Source organism: Accumulibacter sp., assembly GCF_036625195.1.
GTDB lineage: Bacteria > Pseudomonadota > Gammaproteobacteria > Burkholderiales > Rhodocyclaceae > Accumulibacter.
In genome coordinates, this window is sequence record NZ_JAZKUG010000001.1 from 4,894,835 (window position 1) to 4,912,082 (window position 17,248).

At 65.4% G+C, this 17,248-nt stretch carries 6 protein-coding genes; 2 read left to right on the forward strand and 4 right to left on the reverse strand.

Translation table 11 applies throughout. The features are described 5' to 3' along the window. Nucleotides 1-141: 141 nt before the first annotated feature. Complete coding sequence (locus V5B60_RS20755; RefSeq protein ID WP_332349848.1) at nt 142-10,089, reverse strand: DUF4347 domain-containing protein; 9,948 nt, start codon at nt 10,087-10,089, stop codon at nt 142-144. A 748-nt stretch (nt 10,090-10,837) separates the two neighbouring features. On the opposite strand from V5B60_RS20755, the gene fbaA reads away from it, so the two are divergent. Continuing rightward, nucleotides 10,838-11,911, forward strand: coding sequence for a class II fructose-bisphosphate aldolase (fbaA, locus tag V5B60_RS20760; protein WP_332349851.1), 1,074 nt, complete (start codon nt 10,838-10,840; stop codon nt 11,909-11,911). A gap of 177 nt (nt 11,912-12,088) precedes the next feature. Beyond that, nucleotides 12,089-13,795 carry a diphosphate--fructose-6-phosphate 1-phosphotransferase gene (locus V5B60_RS20765; RefSeq protein ID WP_332349853.1) on the forward strand — a complete coding sequence of 569 codons (1,707 nt, stop codon included), beginning with the start codon at nt 12,089-12,091 and terminating at the stop codon, nt 13,793-13,795. 82 nt (nt 13,796-13,877) lie between these two features. Here V5B60_RS20765 and V5B60_RS20770 read toward each other — a convergent pair whose 3' ends face one another. The 3 genes from V5B60_RS20770 to V5B60_RS20780 form a co-directional block, all read right to left on the reverse strand. Then, a complete protein-coding gene (locus tag V5B60_RS20770; protein ID WP_332349855.1) occupies nt 13,878-14,255 on the reverse strand; it encodes a BrnA antitoxin family protein in 378 nt (125 codons plus the stop codon). Continuing rightward, on the reverse strand, nt 14,161-14,439 hold the full coding sequence (locus tag V5B60_RS20775; protein WP_332349858.1) for a BrnT family toxin: 279 nt from the start codon (nt 14,437-14,439) through the stop codon (nt 14,161-14,163). The genes V5B60_RS20770 and V5B60_RS20775 overlap by 95 nt, the downstream gene beginning before the upstream one ends. 166 nt (nt 14,440-14,605) lie before the next feature. Continuing rightward, entirely contained in the window at nt 14,606-17,224 is a 2,619-nt protein-coding gene (locus V5B60_RS20780; RefSeq protein ID WP_332349860.1) for a DEAD/DEAH box helicase, read from the reverse strand. Nucleotides 17,225-17,248: the final 24 nt, after the last annotated feature.

The following is a 17,248-nucleotide window of genomic DNA, read 5'->3' on the forward strand; positions in this document are numbered from 1 at the left end:
CTGGCCGGGAAGCGGAAACCATGGGCACCCGACGGTCGCGGGATTCCGATTCTTCGCCAGCCGACCGCGAGCCGGTTGCGCAGCGGCCCGCGGCTGCCGCTGCCGCCGGGTCCTTGGGTCGGAAGGCCAAGGACGCGGAACTCATGTGACGAGAAAATCCACGTTCGTGAGCGCAAGGCCCGCGGCGAGGCTGGCGATCTGCACAGGAGCGGCGCCCGTGTTGCCATTCGCGTCGTAGTAGAGCGCGCCGCTGGTGCTGTCGTAGATGACGAAGTCGTCGGCGTCAGCGGCGGCGGTGAGGCCGGCACCGGAGCGAAACGAGCTGGCGGCCAGCGGGCCGTTCGGCAGCGAGCTGAAGATCGCGTTCTCGAGTTCGATGGTGTCGTCGAGGACGTTGAAGTCGCTGATCGTGTCGCGGTTGGTCGCGGCATTGGGGAGCGTGTCGAAGCGGAAGATGTCGGCGCCGAGGCCGCCGCTGAGGGTGTCGTTGCCGTTGCCGCCGCTGAGTACATTGCCGCCGCCGTCGCCGCTGAGGGTGTCGGCGTAGGCCGAGCCGACGAGGTTCTCGATGCCGGCGAGGGTGTCGCTGCCGGAGCCGCCGGTGGCGGTGCCGCTGGCGAGGCTGGCGGTGACGCCGCTGCCGCTGACGCCGTAGAGGTAGCTGGCCGTGTCGTTGCCGCCGGCACCGTCGAGGAGGTTGTTGCCCACACCGGCGTAGAGGAGGTTGGCGAGGGCGTTGCCGCTCAGGCTGGCGACTCCGGTGGCAAGCATGCGGCCGTTCTCGACGTTCGCGCCGAGGGTGTAGGCGGCGATGGAACTGTAGACGAGGTCGATGCCGCCCGTGGTGGGATTGGTGTTGCTTTCGCTGACGCTGTCGCCGGCGTGGTCGACGTAGTAGAGGTCGGAGCCGTCGCCACCGCTCAGGCTGTCGGCGCCGGTGCCACCCCAGAGGGTGTCGTTGCCGGCGCCGCCGTCGAGGCTGTCGTTGCCGGCGCCGCCATTGAGGAAGTCGTTGCCTTGGGCGCCGTTGAGGCGGTTGGCGTTGCCATCGCCGGTGAGGGTGTCGTCGTAGGTCGAGCCGCTGAGGTTCTCGATTCCGGCGAGGGTGTCGCTGCCGGAGCCGCCGGTGGCCTGGGCGCCGAGGATGGCGAGGCTGACGCTGACGCCGCTGCTGGCACCATAGAGGTAGCTGACGGTGTCGTTGCCGCCGGCACCGTCGAGGAGGTTGGCGCCGGTGCCGGCGTCGAGGAGGTTGTCGAGGGTGTTGCCGGTGAGGTTGGCGGCGCCGGTGGCGAGGATGCGGCCGTTCTCGATGTGGGCGCCGAGGGTGGTGCTGGCAAGGTAGCTGAGGACCTGGTCGGTGCCGCCGGTTGCCGGGTTGGCGTTGCTCTCGCTGACGCGGTCGCCGGCGTCGTCGAGGTAGTAGAAGTCGGAGCCGTCACCACCGATCAGGCTGTCGGCACCAATGCCGCCCCAGAGGCGGTCGTTGCCGGCGCCGCCGTCGAGGGTGTCGTTGCCGGCGCCGCCGTTGAGGAAGTCGTTGCCTTGCGCGCCACTGAGGCGGTTGGCGTTGCCGTCGCCGGTGAGGCTGTCGTCGTAGGTAGAGCCGGTGAGGTTCTCGATGCCGGCGAGGGTGTCGCTGCCGGAGCCGCCGGTGGCCTGTGCGCCGGCAAGGGCGAGGCTGACGCTGACCCCGCTGCCGCTGACGGCGTAGAGGTAGCTGACGGTGTCGTTGCCGCCGGCGCCGTCGAGGAGGTTGGCGCCGGTGCCGGCGTCGAGGAGGTTGTCGAGGGCGTTGCCGATGAGGTTGGCGGCGCCGGTGGCGAGGATGCGGCCGTTCTCGATGTGAGTGGCGAGGGTGTGGGCGGCGAGGGTGCTGAAGACCTGGTCGGTGCCGCCGGTGGCGGGGTTGGCGTTGGTCTCGCTGACGCTGTCGCCGGTGTGGTCGAGGTAATAGGAGTCGGAGCCGTCGCCACCGATCAGGCTGTCAGCGCCGCTGCCGCCCCAGAGGCGGTCGTTGCCGGCGCCGCCGTCGAGGGTGTCGTTGCCGGCACCGCCATCGAGGAAGTCGTTGCCCTGCCCACCGTCGAGGCGGTTGGCGTTGGCGTCGCCGCGCAGGGTGTCGTCCCAAGTCGATCCGCCGAGGTTCTCGATGGCGATCAGGGTATCGGTGCCGGAGCCGCCGGTGGCCTGTGGGGCGGCGATGGTGAGGCTGACGCTGACGCCGCTGGCGGCATCGGCGTAACTCGCCGTGTCGCTGCCCGCGCTCCCGGAAAGGGTGTCGTTGCCGGCACCGCCGGCGAGCGTGTCGTTGCCGTTGCCGCCTTCGAGGCGGTTGGCGTTGCCGTCGCCGGCGAGGCTGTCGTCCTGGTTGGAGCCGATGAGGTGCTCGATCGACATGAGGGTGTCGCTGCCGGAGCCACCGGTCGCCTGCGCGCCGGCAAGGGCGAGGCTGATGCTGACACCGCTGCTGGCACCATAGAGGTAGCTGACGGTGTCGTTGCCGCCGGCGCCGTCGAGGAGGTTGTGGCCGCTGCTGGCGTAGAGCAGGTTGTCGAGGCCGTTGCCGGTGAGGTTCGCTGCGCCGCTGGCAAGAATGCGGCCGTTCTCGACGTGCTCCGTGAGGGTGTAGGTGGAGAGGTAGCTGTAGACCTGGTCGATGCCACCGGACGCGGGGTTGGCGTTGGTTTCGGTGACGTTGTCACCGGCGTGGTCGACGTAATAGAGGTCGGAGCCGTCGCCGCCGAGCAGGCTGTCGGCACCGCTGCCGCCCCAGAGGCGGTCGTTGCCGGCGCCGCCGTCGAGGCTGTCGTTACCGGCACTGCCGTCGAGCGCGTCATCGCCGCTGCCGCCTTCGAGGCGGTTGGCGTTGCCGTCGCCGGTCAGGGCGTCGGCGAACGCGGAGCCGACGAGATTCTCGATGCCGAGGAGCCTGTCGCTGCCCGAGCCGCCGCTCACCTGCGCGCCCGCAATCGCGAGGCTGATGCTGACACCGCTGCCGCTGGCGCCGTAAAGGTAGCTCACGGTGTCGTTGCCGGCGGCGCCTGCGAGTACGTTGTGGCCAGTGCCGGCGTAAAGCAGATTGTCGAGGTCGTTACCGCCGAGGTCCGCTGTGCCAGCTGCAAGGATGCGACCGTTCTCGACCTGCGCGCCCAGGGTGTAGCCGGCAAGGTAGCTGTAGACTTGGTCGATCCCACCGGTACTCGGGCTGGCGTTGGTTTCGCTGACGCTGTCGCCGGGGTCGTCGACATAGTAGGTGTCGCTGCCGTCGCCGCCGATCATGGTGTCGGCACCAAGGCCGCCGTCGAGGGTGTCGTTGCCGCTGCCGGTGCTGATCTCGTCGGCGGAGCTGGTGTGCGTGTTCCTGATGAGGTCATGGCCACTACCGGCGGTGATGAGCAGACGCTCCAGCCCGCTGACCTCCACCCCGTTGACCTGTTGTACCTGCGACGGGTCGTTCTGCCACACGATGGCGCTCGTCGCACCGGACCAGTCGGCGTAGAAGCTGTCCTGACCGCCAGCGCCTTGACCGCCACCGTGATAGCTGCCACCACTGCCTTGGAAGATCAGCAGATCGCCCCAGGAGGCGACACCGTTGTCGATGCCGCTGATCCGGAAGGTCTCGATGTTCTGCCAGGCCACGCTGACAACCTGACTGTCACCGCCATTCTCTGTTTCGAGCCGCAGCGTGACGCCCGGTTGGGCGAGAGCACTCCGGATGTCCTCCAGGACCGAAGAGGAATCGAGCAGCGCGTAAGCGCTGGTCCCTTCGTTGATGACGTAGCGAATCCTGCTGTTCTGCAAACCGCCTGCCGCCACATCCATGATCAGCGTGTCGAGGCCGCTGCCACCGTCAACTCGGTTGTAACCCCTGCCGGCGTCAATCACGTCGTCGCCCACACCCGCGTCGATGGTGTCGTCGCCACCGCCCGAGCGGATCGTGTCATCGCCCGCTCCTGTAATGAAGCTATCTGACCCGTCGCTCGCCACGTTGGACAGGTCGTCGTCGCCCGACCCGGTCAGCACCAGCAGCAGACGCTCCAGCCCGCTGACCTCCACCCTGTTGACCTGTTGTACCTGCGACGGGTCGTTCTGCCACACGATGGCGCTCGTCGCACCGGACCAGTCGGCGTAGAAGCTGTCCTGACCGCCAGCGCCTTGACCGCCACCGTGATAACTGCCACCGCTGCCCTGGAAGATCAGCAGGTCACCCCAGGAGGCGACACCGTTGTCGATGCCGCTGATCCGGAAGGTCTCGATGTTCTGCCAGGCCACGCTGACAACCTGACTGTCACCGCCATTCTCTGTTTCGAGCCGCAGCGTGACACCCGGTTGGGCGAGAGCACTGCGGATATCCTCCAGGCCCGAAGAGGAATCGAGCAGCGCGTAAGCGCTGGTCCCTTCGTTGATGACGTAGCGAATCCTGCTGTTCTGCAAACCGCCTGCCGCCACATCCATGATCAGCGTGTCGAGGCCGCTGCCACCGTCAACTCGGTTGTAACCCCTGCCGGCGTCAATCACGTCGTCGCCCACACCCGCGTCGATGGTGTCGTCGCCACCGCCCGAGCGGATCGTGTCATCGCCCGCTCCTGTAATGAAGCTATCTGACCCGTCGCTCGCCACGTTGGACAGGTCGTCGTCGCCCGACCCGGTCAGCACCAGCAGCAGACGCTCCAGCCCGCTGACCTCCACCCCGTTGACCTGTTGTACCTGCGACGGGTCGTTCTGCCACACGATGGCGCTCGTCGCACCGGACCAGTCGGCGTAGAAGCTGTCCTGACCGCCAGCGCCTTGACCGCCACCGTGATAGCTGCCACCACTGCCTTGGAAGATCAGCAGATCGCCCCAGGAGGCGACACCGTTGTCGATGCCGCTGATCCGGAAGGTCTCGATGTTCTGCCAGGCCACGCTGACAACCTGACTGTCACCGCCATTCTCTGTTTCGAGCCGCAGCGTGACGCCCGGTTGGGCGAGAGCACTCCGGATGTCCTCCAGGACCGAAGAGGAATCGAGCAGCGCGTAAGCGCTGGTCCCTTCGTTGATGACGTAGCGAATCCTGCTGTTCTGCAAACCGCCTGCCGCCACATCCATGATCAGCGTGTCGAGGCCGCTGCCACCGTCAACTCGGTTGTAACCCCTGCCGGCGTCAATCACGTCGTCGCCCACACCCGCGTCGATGGTGTCGTCGCCACCGCCCGAGCGGATCGTGTCATCGCCCGCTCCTGTAATGAAGCTATCTGACCCGTCGCTCGCCACGTTGGACAGGTCGTCGTCGCCCGACCCGGTCAGCACCAGCAGCAGACGCTCCAGCCCGCTGACCTCCACCCCGTTGACCTGTTGTACCTGCGACGGGTCGTTCTGCCACACGATGGCGCTCGTCGCACCGGACCAGTCGGCGTAGAAGCTGTCCTGACCGCCAGCGCCTTGACCGCCACCGTGATAGCTGCCACCACTGCCTTGGAAGATCAGCAGATCGCCCCAGGAGGCGACACCGTTGTCGATGCCGCTGATCCGGAAGGTCTCGATGTTCTGCCAGGCCACGCTGACAACCTGACTGTCACCGCCATTCTCTGTTTCGAGCCGCAGCGTGACGCCCGGTTGGGCGAGAGCACTCCGGATGTCCTCCAGGACCGAAGAGGAATCGAGCAGCGCGTAAGCGCTGGTCCCTTCGTTGATGACGTAGCGAATCCTGCTGTTCTGCAAACCGCCTGCCGCCACATCCATGATCAGCGTGTCGAGGCCGCTGCCACCGTCAACTCGGTTGTAACCCCTGCCGGCGTCAATCACGTCGTCGCCCACACCCGCGTCGATGGTGTCGTCGCCACCGCCCGAGCGGATCGTGTCATCGCCCGCTCCTGTAATGAAGCTATCTGACCCGTCGCTCGCCACGTTGGACAGGTCGTCGTCGCCCGACCCGGTCAGCACCAGCAGCAGACGCTCCAGCCCGCTGACCTCCACCCCGTTGACCTGTTGTACCTGCGACGGGTCGTTCTGCCACACGATGGCGCTCGTCGCACCGGACCAGTCGGCGTAGAAGCTGTCCTGACCGCCAGCGCCTTGACCGCCACCGTGATAGCTGCCACCACTGCCTTGGAAGATCAGCAGATCGCCCCAGGAGGCGACACCGTTGTCGATGCCGCTGATCCGGAAGGTCTCGATGTTCTGCCAGGCCACGCTGACAACCTGACTGTCACCGCCATTCTCTGTTTCGAGCCGCAGCGTGACGCCCGGTTGGGCGAGAGCACTCCGGATGTCCTCCAGGACCGAAGAGGAATCGAGCAGCGCGTAAGCGCTGGTCCCTTCGTTGATGACGTAGCGAATCCTGCTGTTCTGCAAACCGCCTGCCGCCACATCCATGATCAGCGTGTCGAGGCCGCTGCCACCGTCAACTCGGTTGTAACCCCTGCCGGCGTCAATCACGTCGTCGCCCACACCCGCGTCGATGGTGTCGTCGCCACCGCCCGAGCGGATCGTGTCATCGCCCGCTCCTGTAATGAAGCTATCTGACCCGTCGCTCGCCACGTTGGACAGGTCGTCGTCGCCCGACCCGGTCAGCACCAGCAGCAGACGCTCCAGCCCGCTGACCTCCACCCCGTTGACCTGTTGTACCTGCGACGGGTCGTTCTGCCACACGATGGCGCTCGTCGCACCGGACCAGTCGGCGTAGAAGCTGTCCTGACCGCCAGCGCCTTGACCGCCACCGTGATAGCTGCCACCACTGCCTTGGAAGATCAGCAGATCGCCCCAGGAGGCGACACCGTTGTCGATGCCGCTGATCCGGAAGGTCTCGATGTTCTGCCAGGCCACGCTGACAACCTGACTGTCACCGCCATTCTCTGTTTCGAGCCGCAGCGTGACGCCCGGTTGGGCGAGAGCACTCCGGATGTCCTCCAGGACCGAAGAGGAATCGAGCAGCGCGTAAGCGCTGGTCCCTTCGTTGATGACGTAGCGAATCCTGCTGTTCTGCAAACCGCCTGCCGCCACATCCATGATCAGCGTGTCGAGGCCGCTGCCACCGTCAACTCGGTTGTAACCCCTGCCGGCGTCAATCACGTCGTCGCCCACACCCGCGTCGATGGTGTCGTCGCCACCGCCCGAGCGGATCGTGTCATCGCCCGCTCCTGTAATGAAGCTATCTGACCCGTCGCTCGCCACGTTGGACAGGTCGTCGTCGCCCGACCCGGTCAGCACCAGCAGCAGACGCTCCAGCCCGCTGACCTCCACCCCGTTGACCTGTTGTACCTGCGACGGGTCGTTCTGCCACACGATGGCGCTCGTCGCACCGGACCAGTCGGCGTAGAAGCTGTCCTGACCGCCAGCGCCTTGACCGCCACCGTGATAACTGCCACCGCTGCCCTGGAAGATCAGCAGGTCACCCCAGGAGGCGACACCGTTGTCGATGCCGCTGATCCGGAAGGTCTCGATGTTCTGCCAGGCCACGCTGACAACCTGACTGTCACCGCCATTCTCTGTTTCGAGCCGCAGCGTGACACCCGGTTGGGCGAGAGCACTCCGGATATCCTCCAGGCCCGAAGAGGAATCGAGCAGCGCGTAAGCGCTGGTCCCTTCGTTGATGACGTAGCGAATCCTGCTGTTCTGCAAACCGCCTGCCGCCACATCCATGATCAGCGTGTCGAGGCCGCTGCCACCGTCAACAGTCATGGCGCCCCCGAAGCCGATGTCGATCCTGTCGTTGCCGGCCATGCCCAATACCGACCGGGTTTGTGGCCCCGTCTTGAGCACATCCCCTCGTGACGTACCGAGCATCTCGACACCCACCGGCACCACATAGCCGTCGTCGGAATAAACGACCATGATGGTCGCTGGAGTCAGCACCTGCGCCGAGGAGTAAAGGTTGAGCGTGAGCCTTTCATCGGACTCTGCCAGGGTGTCGCCGTGGATCGACACCGTGATGTCCTCGCTGTTGTGTCCGGCCGCAAAGTTGACGGTTCCGCCGATGGGCAGAGCAGCATGCGCAAAGTCGTTCTGATCGAGTCCCGCGCCCAGGCTGAAGTCATAGCTGGCACTGATGGGCAAGGACGAGTCGCCCGAGCGGGTGACGCGGAAGGTAACGGTCTGATCACCGCTATTGCCCTCGCTGACGAGGTATTGACGTTGCCCGTTCGGGGTGACTCCCAGCACCGAGACCGAAAGTGCTGGTGCTGCCGCCATATCGGTCACAGAACCTACGGTGTCGGTCGTCTGCCCCAGGCTCACGCTATAGTTGCTGCCAGTCGTCTCTATCTCCATGGGGGTGGTGAATGCATTGAACGGAAACCACTCCATCTGCAGCAGATCGACGCTCTTGTCCAACAGGTAGTGCTCAGGGTCAGAATCTGCGTCTGACGGCGAATCTGGAAACACGGCGGGGATGGGCATGTTGAATACCTGTCCGTCCGCGCCGAGGAACTTGACTTCAAAGCCTCCGGTGAACACCAATCCGCTGGAAACTCTCAGCTCGCCCACGAGTTTGTAGCTGGCATTGACATTGATGGACCCGGTCGCCAATGGTGCGGTATCAAAACTGAATACTTCGCCCAGATGTCCGGTTTCGGTTCGACCATCACTGGTGGTGAGTGTCACCAGGACGTCCTGGACGTCGAACTCCACCTTGAGAGCCAGCGACAGGCCGCCTGACAAGTTGATGCTCATGATACTGGCGTCGTATTCGGAGCGAATGTCGTAGCCAAATACGCTGTAGTTGGCGCGGTATTCGTGGTCGAGCCGACGCACAAAGGCGCCTACTGCAGCCGTAGCTGGGTTGGTCTCCAGCAAGTAGCCCGCAGCGTCGTCAAGGTCGATATCCAGGCTGAGCATCGGGTCGTCTGGCATCAGGATGGCGCTCAGGTCAAAAAGGCCATCAGATCCGTAGCTGACCGTGGCACTACCGTCGAGGCCATCAGGATCGAGTTTATAGCCTACGCTCAGCAGCGGATTTCGGTAGACGGTGCGCCCACCCAGCGTACTGTCCGACCAAGTGAAGTTGTTGTTCAGGACCGCGTCGGAGGCGAGGCTATCCAAGTCACTGATATCCAGCAGAGTGGACTGCACATTCAAGTGCAGGGTCGAATCGCTGTAGCCACCTCCGGCAACGGCATCTCCGAACAGAGCCACACCACCGTCGGACTTGAACGGAACATCGGCCCACTCGAGACCCAGGTGGCCCGAAACGTCGGCCTTGGCGACGAAGTCAACCGCGAGGTTGGCGCTCGGACCATCGACGGCCATGGTGGTTTGTGCCGCTGACCCAGCGGCGTAACCAGTGGCGATGTTGTAGCGGTCCCCGGCAAGCACGCTGTTTGGTGTCACGATGGTGGCGTTGACGGGGTAATTCAGATCGAAGACACCCAGACTCAGGCCGACCTCGACCGGCAAGCCAAACTGCATGTTGGTTACGCTCAGCGCGTAGTCCAGCGCCAATGTGGCATTGGTCACCGGAAAGCCGGCACTGGCACGACCAGATTCGAAGACGTTCGAGGGATTGATGACGAGTTGATCAAACGTATGGCTAAAGCTGGTTGGGCCCGAGAGACCCCAGAGGCTGGCGTCAGCCGCGGAAAAAGTGATGGTCGAAGTGTTGGCGCCAAGGGTCGTCTGATACGTTGAGTCGAGGTCCAATGGTTGCGCTTCTGTCATCCCGGTGGATTCTTCGAGTACCCAATCCCCACCCAGCGCCGCCGACCCGGTCAGATCAGCCGAAGCCGCCACGTCCGCCCCGGTGGTACGGGCCAGTGACCCGATGAACTCGATGCCTTCATCGCCCTGCGCCACGCTGCACCCATAAAGCAGGATGTCCCCGGTCTCGCTCAGGCTCGCTCCGATCGCCTGCAGCGCCGCCTCGTAGCCAGCCAGGTTGCCCGCGGTCAGCACGGTGCTTCCGAGATACAAGGTCCCCGGAGCACCGTGCGAAAGGATCTGGATCGCGTCGAGTCCGCCCTGCGTCGACAGGATCCTTTCCATCTGCCCGATGCCATCCTCGCCGGCCTGCAGCAGATACCACTCGCTTCCCTCGGCCAGTCCGGCGATCAGGGTCTGGTAATCGGCGACGCGGGAATCGACGAAGACGACTTGGCGGGCGGCGGTGGTCATGAGGGCACCTCGGTTGGGTTGGGATCAAGCAATGAAGACGGGGGCGGCGCCACGGGTCAGCGCCGCCGACGGCACGACGCGGGCGGCTCGCCTTGCTCACCACGACCGGTCGATCAGGTGGGCAGACGAACAAGGAATTCTGGCCGGGCAGCAGCGGCTCGCTCTCAGCCCCAAAGCCGCGACCGGGAACGACAGGCCCCGGTTCGCGAAGTGCTGGTGCGCGGCGCCGGCGGCGGGCGAGCGACAGCACTCGTGCGCTCCCCCCTCCGGATTCCTCTCCCGACTTGGGCATCCGTGCCCCCTTACTGGTGTCATTGTTTTTGTGCTTGATGCTTGATAGCACAGGCGAGGCCAGGAGCGGTTGACATGGATCAATAAGACTTATGCCTGTCGTTTCGCCTTGCAGGGCAGCAACGCCGGGCGAGGCACAGACGGCACGCTCCCGGCTCTGCGCCAGACCGCCGAGCGACGCAACGCGCAACCCTGCTCGGTGGCCGGCGGACGCTGCCGCGAACCCGATCGCTGAGCGTGCTGATGACTGCCGCGGAACCCCGTCCCGCCCCCGTTCCGCGCCCAATCACGCGGCTCCGCACCTCGCCACAGCAAGAAAACAGACAGCGCTTGACGAGCCGCTAAACGGCGGAGATACTTCCACCGAATCGGGCGTTCCGGCGTCCGTTTTGCCCTCGCTTCTGGCTTCACCCCCCTTTCCGGCCTTCTCGATCAACCGAATCAGGACACGCAAATCATGAGTGCATCAGAAGTCAAACCCGGCGTCGCCACCGGCGACGAGCTGCAGGCCATCTTCAATCTGGCGAAGGCCAGGCAGTTCGCCCTGCCGGCGGTCAATGTCATCAACACCAGCACGGTGAACGCGGTCATGGAGACCGCCGCCGAGCTCAAGTCACCGGCGATCATCCAGTTCTCGAATGGCGGCGCGCAGTTCTTCGCCGGCAAGGGGCTCGACAACAGCAACCAACGCTCCTGCGTCGCCGGTGCGGTGTCGGGCGCCAACCACATCCACCAGCTTGCTGCGCTCTACGGGGCGACGGTCATCCTGCACACCGACCACGCGGCGAAGAAACTCCTGCCATGGATCGACGGTCTGCTCGACGCCGGCGAGCAGTACTTCAAGGCGCATGGCAAGCCGCTGTACAGCTCGCACATGCTCGACCTCTCGGAAGAGCCGATCGAGGAGAACATCGAAATCTGCAAGCGCTATCTGGAGCGCATGAGCAAGATGGGGATGACGCTGGAGATCGAACTCGGCGTCACCGGCGGCGAGGAGGACGGTGTCGACAATACCGGCGTCGACAGCTCGCGCCTGTACACGCAGCCCGAGGACGTCGCCTACGCCTACGAGGAGCTGTCGAAGGTCAGCGACCGCTTCACGATCGCCGCCTCGTTCGGCAACGTGCACGGCGTGTACAAGCCGGGCAACGTCAAGTTGCAGCCGATCATCCTGAAGAACTCGCAGGAATTCGTGCAGAAGAAGTTCGGCACCGGCGCTCAGCCGATCAACTTCGTCTTCCACGGCGGCTCCGGGTCCACCCTTGAGGAGATCCGCGAGGCGATTTCCTACGGCGTCGTCAAGATGAACATCGACACCGATCTGCAGTGGGCATTCTGGGACGGCGTGATGGGCTTCTACAAGAAGAACGAGGGCTACCTGCAGGGCCAGATTGGCAACCCTGAAGGCGACGACAAGCCGAACAAGAAGTTCTATGACCCGCGCGCCTGGCTGCGCAAGGGCGAGGACGCTTTCCGCGCGCGCCTGAAGCAGGCTTTTGCCGACCTGAACAACGTCGGCACGCTCGGATAAGCGGCTGCATTGCAGGACAGCGGGCTGGTCCAGAGGTGGGCTGGCCCGTTTTTGTGTCTGCCCCCTTCCCCACCCGCAATCCGCAGTCCGCAATCCGCGATCACCGCCAACCGGCCCGCTGCGCCGCCCCGATGCAGGCCAGCACGCAACCACACAACGTGACATAGAGGTCAAAGCATGAGTACCCTCGTAGAACAACTCCTCAACACCGAAGCGCACCGCTCGATTTTCGAGACGGCCGTGCGCCAGAACCCGCTGCCGGTCTGTGCCGCCTTCGGCTCGTCCGACCAGCCGCAGCCGGTCCGCTTCAGCAACACCAGCCAGGTTCTTGGCACCAAGGATGCCGACGGCGTTCGCGCGCAGTTCCCGCAGACGGTCGCCGCTTCCGGCAACGTCGTCCTCAGCTCGGCTGGCGCCAGTACCGCGGGCGTCACCGGCAAGCGGGTCGCCGTCCTCTTTTCCGGCGGACCGGCAGCCGGCGGTCACAACGTCGTCTGCGGCCTCAAGCGCGTTCTCGGCGCCGGCAACACGCTGTTCGGCGTCAAGGCCGGGCCGAAGGGCCTGCTCAAGGGCTCGCTGTTCGAGATCACCGACGCCAACGTCGACTTCATCCTCAACACCGGCGGCTTCGACTTCCTCGGCTCCGACCGGACGAAGATCAAGTCGGCGGAGCAGTTCGCGCAGGTGCGCGAGACCTGCATCAAGCACAATCTCGACGCGATCGTCGTCGTTGGGGGTGACGACTCGAACACCAACGCGGCGGTGCTCGCCGAATCGTTGTTCAGAGGCGTCAAGGCCGACGGTTCCGGCGTCCAGGTGATCGGCGTGCCGAAGACGATCGACGGTGACCTGCAGATCCCGGGCCTGCTGTCGATCTCCTTCGGCTTCGACACCGCAACGCGGATCTACAGCGAGATGGTCGGCAACATCCTGCAGGACACCAGCTCCTCGCTGAAGTACTGGCACTTCGTCAAGCTGATGGGCCGCTCCGCCTCGCACGTCGCGCTCGAGGTGGCGTTGCAGACAAAGCCGGCGATCGCGCTGATCTCCGAGGAGATCGCCAGCAAGCAGGAGTCGCTGGCGAGCATCATCGACCGCGTCGCCCGGGTCATCGTCGACCGTTCGCACAAGGGGATGAACTACGGCGTCCTGCTCGCGCCCGAGGGCCTGATCGAGTTCATCCCGGAGATGAATGCGATGATCGCCGAGCTCAACGACGTCCTGGCACATCACGCCGCCGAGTTTGCAGCGCTCGCCGACGACGCCAAGGCGGACTTCGTCGGCAGCAAGCTGAGCGCCGACAACGCCGCCCTCCTCGCCTCGCTGCCGCATTACATCGTCAACATGCTGCTCGCCGAACGTGACTCGCACGGCAACCTGCAGGTCTCGCTGATCCCCACCGAGCAGTTGCTGATCGACATGGCGAAGAAGCGGGTCAAGGAACTCGACCCGGCCGTTCCCTTTGCCGCGCACAACCACTTCCTCGGCTACGAGGGCCGCTGCGGCGCGCCGACGCTGTTCGATGCCGCCTACACTTTCAATCTCGGGCTCACCGCCGGCTCGCTGATCCTCGACGGCCGCACCGGCTACATGGCGACGATCACCGGCCTGAGCAACGGCGGCACGCCGCAGGCGATCCCGCTCGCCGGGCTGCTGAACATCGAGCGGCGGCACGGCAAGGACGAGTTCGTGATCGAGAAGGCGCTGGTGAAGATGGACTCGCCGGCGATGAAGTTCTTCGCTTCCCGGCGTGACGAGTGGGCGGCGGGCGACCTCTTCGCCTCACCGGGCCCGCGCCAGTTCTGGGGCCCGACGACGCACCAGTTGCCGATCAGCGTCGCGCTCAACTCGGGCGCCGATTCGCTGATGTTCCGCATCGGCTGAGAAGCACCGCCGGCAGTCCGCCGGAGCGCCCGGCCGCTAGCCGGGCGCTCCGGCGTACGACTCCGCTGATTGTGGAGTCTCCTCAGCGCCGCGCGAGTTCTTCGCGAATGAGCTGCCGCAGGTCGGCTTCCAGGTGACCGCTTTCGATGACGCGGCGAAGGGTGTCGTTGATGATCGTCTGGTAGCCACGCTCACCAGCCAGAGCCTTGAAGTGTTCTACGATGGGCACGTCGAGCATGATGCTGATGCGCAACTTGCCGACGCGTTGGCGCACCGCTGCCTGCCACTCAGCCCGGCTGACCTCCCTGCCGGCGATTCGCGACCGAGCGCGCTCGAAGTCCGCTGGCGTGAGCTTCGGCGCGTCGTCAGAAGTATCCGGCGTTTTGATAGAAGAGATCCGTTTCATTGCTGTCCGCCTTGCGCATGGAGATGATGCGGATTGCCTCGTCGGACTCCACATGCACGATCAACACCACCAGGCAATCCAGAAGGCCGATGCCGATCATGCGCTGCTCGCCGTAGTCCACTCGATGATCATCGATCAGTAACAGCGGCCCGGCAAAGACCTTTTCCGCGTCGGCGAAATCCAGTCCGTGCTTCTTCAGGTTGGCCAGCCGCTTGGTTTCGTCCCAAGTGTAGCGCATGAGCAAGGCTATCCATATTGACGTATGCATGTCAAGGGAAACGGGTCGCCGACACCGAAGAGACGATCGCACTCGCATACGCCCGCGACGGGGCGCTTGATGAAGGCTCGTGAACTCTCGTTGGCTGGAGCTGGATTTCCTGTCCTTCGGCTGCTCGCGTTTTTTTCTACCTGCGGCCGCCGAGCAGGCCGAGCAGCCCCTCGGCAAGGCGTTGCACGGTCTGCGGATCGGGAACCGGCAGCTTGAGGAAGCGCTCGCCGGTCGCCGGATCGGTCTGCACCCACGGTGATGGGCGCTCGCCGCTCGACGCGGCGGCGAGTTCGCCAAGCAGTTGCACGCCGGCGGACAGCAGCGGCGACCACGGGTCGACCGACGGGGCCGGTGCGGTCGCGGCTGGGGTAGCCGCTGCAGCCGCAGCCGATGCCGCACCCACTTCGCCCGCTTGCGGCGCGGCGGCCGCTGCGGGAGCGTCAGCAAGCGCTGCGGTCGGCGGCTCGCCAGCCTGCGGCACCATCTGCACCTGTAGCTCCACGGGCACCGGCGACCCGGCACCCTGGTACTCCTCTTCACCGTCGGCGGCAGCGGCAGCGGCGGCGCCGGCTTCGCTGGTTGCCTCGAGTGGCGGGGTATCGTGCCGCTCGTCTTCGCTGGCGGTCGTTTCGCCAGCCATCTGGCCGGTCACCCGGTCGACCGTCTCCATGAACTTGGACAGCCGCGTTCCCTGCAGCACGACCTCGTCGTCGCCGCCGTCGAGGACGCCGGAAAACAGCGACTGCTTGAACGCCAGCACCGACAACATGCCTTCCTCGATCGTTCCGCGGGCGACGAAGTTGACCACCTGCACGCCGCGCGTCTGCCCGAGGCGATGCACGCGGCCGATCCGCTGCTCGAGAACCGCCGGATTCCACGGCAGATCCATATTGACGACGACCGCCGCCGCATGCTGCAGGTTGAGGCCGACGCCACCGGCGTCGGTGCTGAGGAAGACGCGGCAGTCGGCATCGCTGTGGAAGCGATCGACGAGGGCGCCGCGCTTGTCGGCGGCGACGCCGCCGTGGAACAGCACATGCTCCCAGCCACGTGGCCGCAAGCGGCGGATGATCAGTTCGTGGGTGCGCAGCCACTGGCTGAAGACGACGACCTTGGCCTGTGGATCTTCGAAGAGGACCTCGAGCAGCGCGACCAGTTCGTCCGCCTTGTAGCCGTCGTCGGTTTCCTTGTCGAGCAGGAAGCTGCTGTTGCACGCCATGCGCATGTTCTGCAGCGAGCAGTGCAGGCGGAGTTGCTCCTTCTCCGAGAGGAAGCCGGTGCGCCGCCAGCGCTGCACGATGCGCGCGACGGCCTCGCGGTTCTCCTCGTGATGCTGCGCCTGCAGGGCGCTCATCGGCATCAGCAGCGTGTTGTCGACGCGCTCGGGGAGTTGCTCGAGCACTTCCGCCTTGCGCCGGCGCAGCATGATCGGCGCCAGCGTCTCGCCGATGCGATGCAACTCGCGATAGCCGACGACGCGACCATGCTCGTCGCGCTGCTGGTGTTCGTGCAGCAGCCGCCAGGTCGGGCCCAGTCGGTGCTGGTCGACGAACTGGACGATCGAGATCAGCTCCTCGAGCCGGTTCTCGAGCGGCGTGCCGGTAAGGACGACGGCGTAGGGGCTGTCGATCTGCTTCAGCGCGCGGGCAGCGATCGTGTTCCAGTTCTTGATCCGCTGTGCTTCGTCGACGACCACCACGTCCGGCGCCCAGGACTGGATCAGGTCGAGGTCGCGGCTCAGCGTTTCGTAATTGGTGATCTTGCAGAAGTCGGGCTGCGCATAACGCGCCTGGCGGACCGCGCGCAGGCCGCCGATCACCGTCGCCTGGCGCTCGCTGAAGCGGGCGATCTCGCGCTGCCACTGGTGCTTGAGCGAGGTCGGGCAGACGACGAGGACGCGCTCGGCGCCGAAATGGCGGGCGAAGATCTCCATCGCGGCGATCGCCTGCACCGTCTTGCCGAGGCCCATCTCGTCACCGATCAGTACCCGCCCGGCACGCGCCGCAAACAGCGCTCCCTGGCGCTGATAGGGGTAGAGGCCGACCTTGAGCAGGGCGCCGAGCTCGGGGCTGTCGCTGCCCAGCGGATAGGCGGCGGCAAGGGCCTGCTGGCGGATGTCGCGATCGCGCAGTTCGGCGATGAAGGCCAGCGCATCGTCGTCGCAGCGCAGGTCGTGACCGGCGGCACGAACGCGGTCGATGAAAGCCGGCAGATCGACGAAACGGTCGCTCGGCAATTGCCACCCCGCATCGCGGTCGAACAGCTCGCAGGCCGCCGGCAGCAAGTTGGCCGGCAACTCGTGGCCGGGGCGCAGGCGCACGCGACGCTGCCCGGCGTAATCGAGGAAGAGTTCGCTGAATGCACCCTGGAAACCCGCGGCGAGCGCCCGCCTGCCGTCCGGTCGGTTGCCGATCTGTGCGAGGGTGAATTCGATGTGCTTGCACGTTCCCAGGTCGTTGGTCGAGAAGTCGGGACACGAGCAGCGGTTGTCGCCGGGCTGGTCGCCACGGATGACGACGCGGTAGCGCCGCCGGCTGTCAGGGTTGTACACCGCGAACTCGGAAAACACCGGGTCGTCACCGAGATTCTCGAAACCGAAGCGTTGCTCGCGGCCGAACTGCCGGCGCAGCTCGCGTTGCCAATCGTCGACCGGCAGATCGGCCGGTTGGCGTTGCCGCGACAGGCGCGGCGGCGTCGTGCTGCGCTGGCTGGTCTTGCGCCCCTTGCGGTTCGCCCTGTCGTTCGTCTGGTTCATGTTTTCTCGTGGCATCGTTGCTCC

Bases quoted from the DNA above. Each gene is read 5' to 3' on its own strand.
- V5B60_RS20780 (WP_332349860.1), bottom strand. From the start codon at position 17,224: ATGAACCAGACGAACGACAGGGCGAACCGCAAGGGGCGCAAGACCAGC.
- V5B60_RS20775 (WP_332349858.1), bottom strand. From the start codon at position 14,439: ATGCGCTACACTTGGGACGAAACCAAGCGGCTGGCCAACCTGAAGAAG.
- fbaA (WP_332349851.1), top strand. From the start codon at position 10,838: ATGAGTGCATCAGAAGTCAAACCCGGCGTCGCCACCGGCGACGAGCTG.
- V5B60_RS20770 (WP_332349855.1), bottom strand. From the start codon at position 14,255: ATGTGGAGTCCGACGAGGCAATCCGCATCATCTCCATGCGCAAGGCGG.
- V5B60_RS20765 (WP_332349853.1), top strand. From the start codon at position 12,089: ATGAGTACCCTCGTAGAACAACTCCTCAACACCGAAGCGCACCGCTCG.
- V5B60_RS20755 (WP_332349848.1), bottom strand. From the start codon at position 10,089: ATGACCACCGCCGCCCGCCAAGTCGTCTTCGTCGATTCCCGCGTCGCC.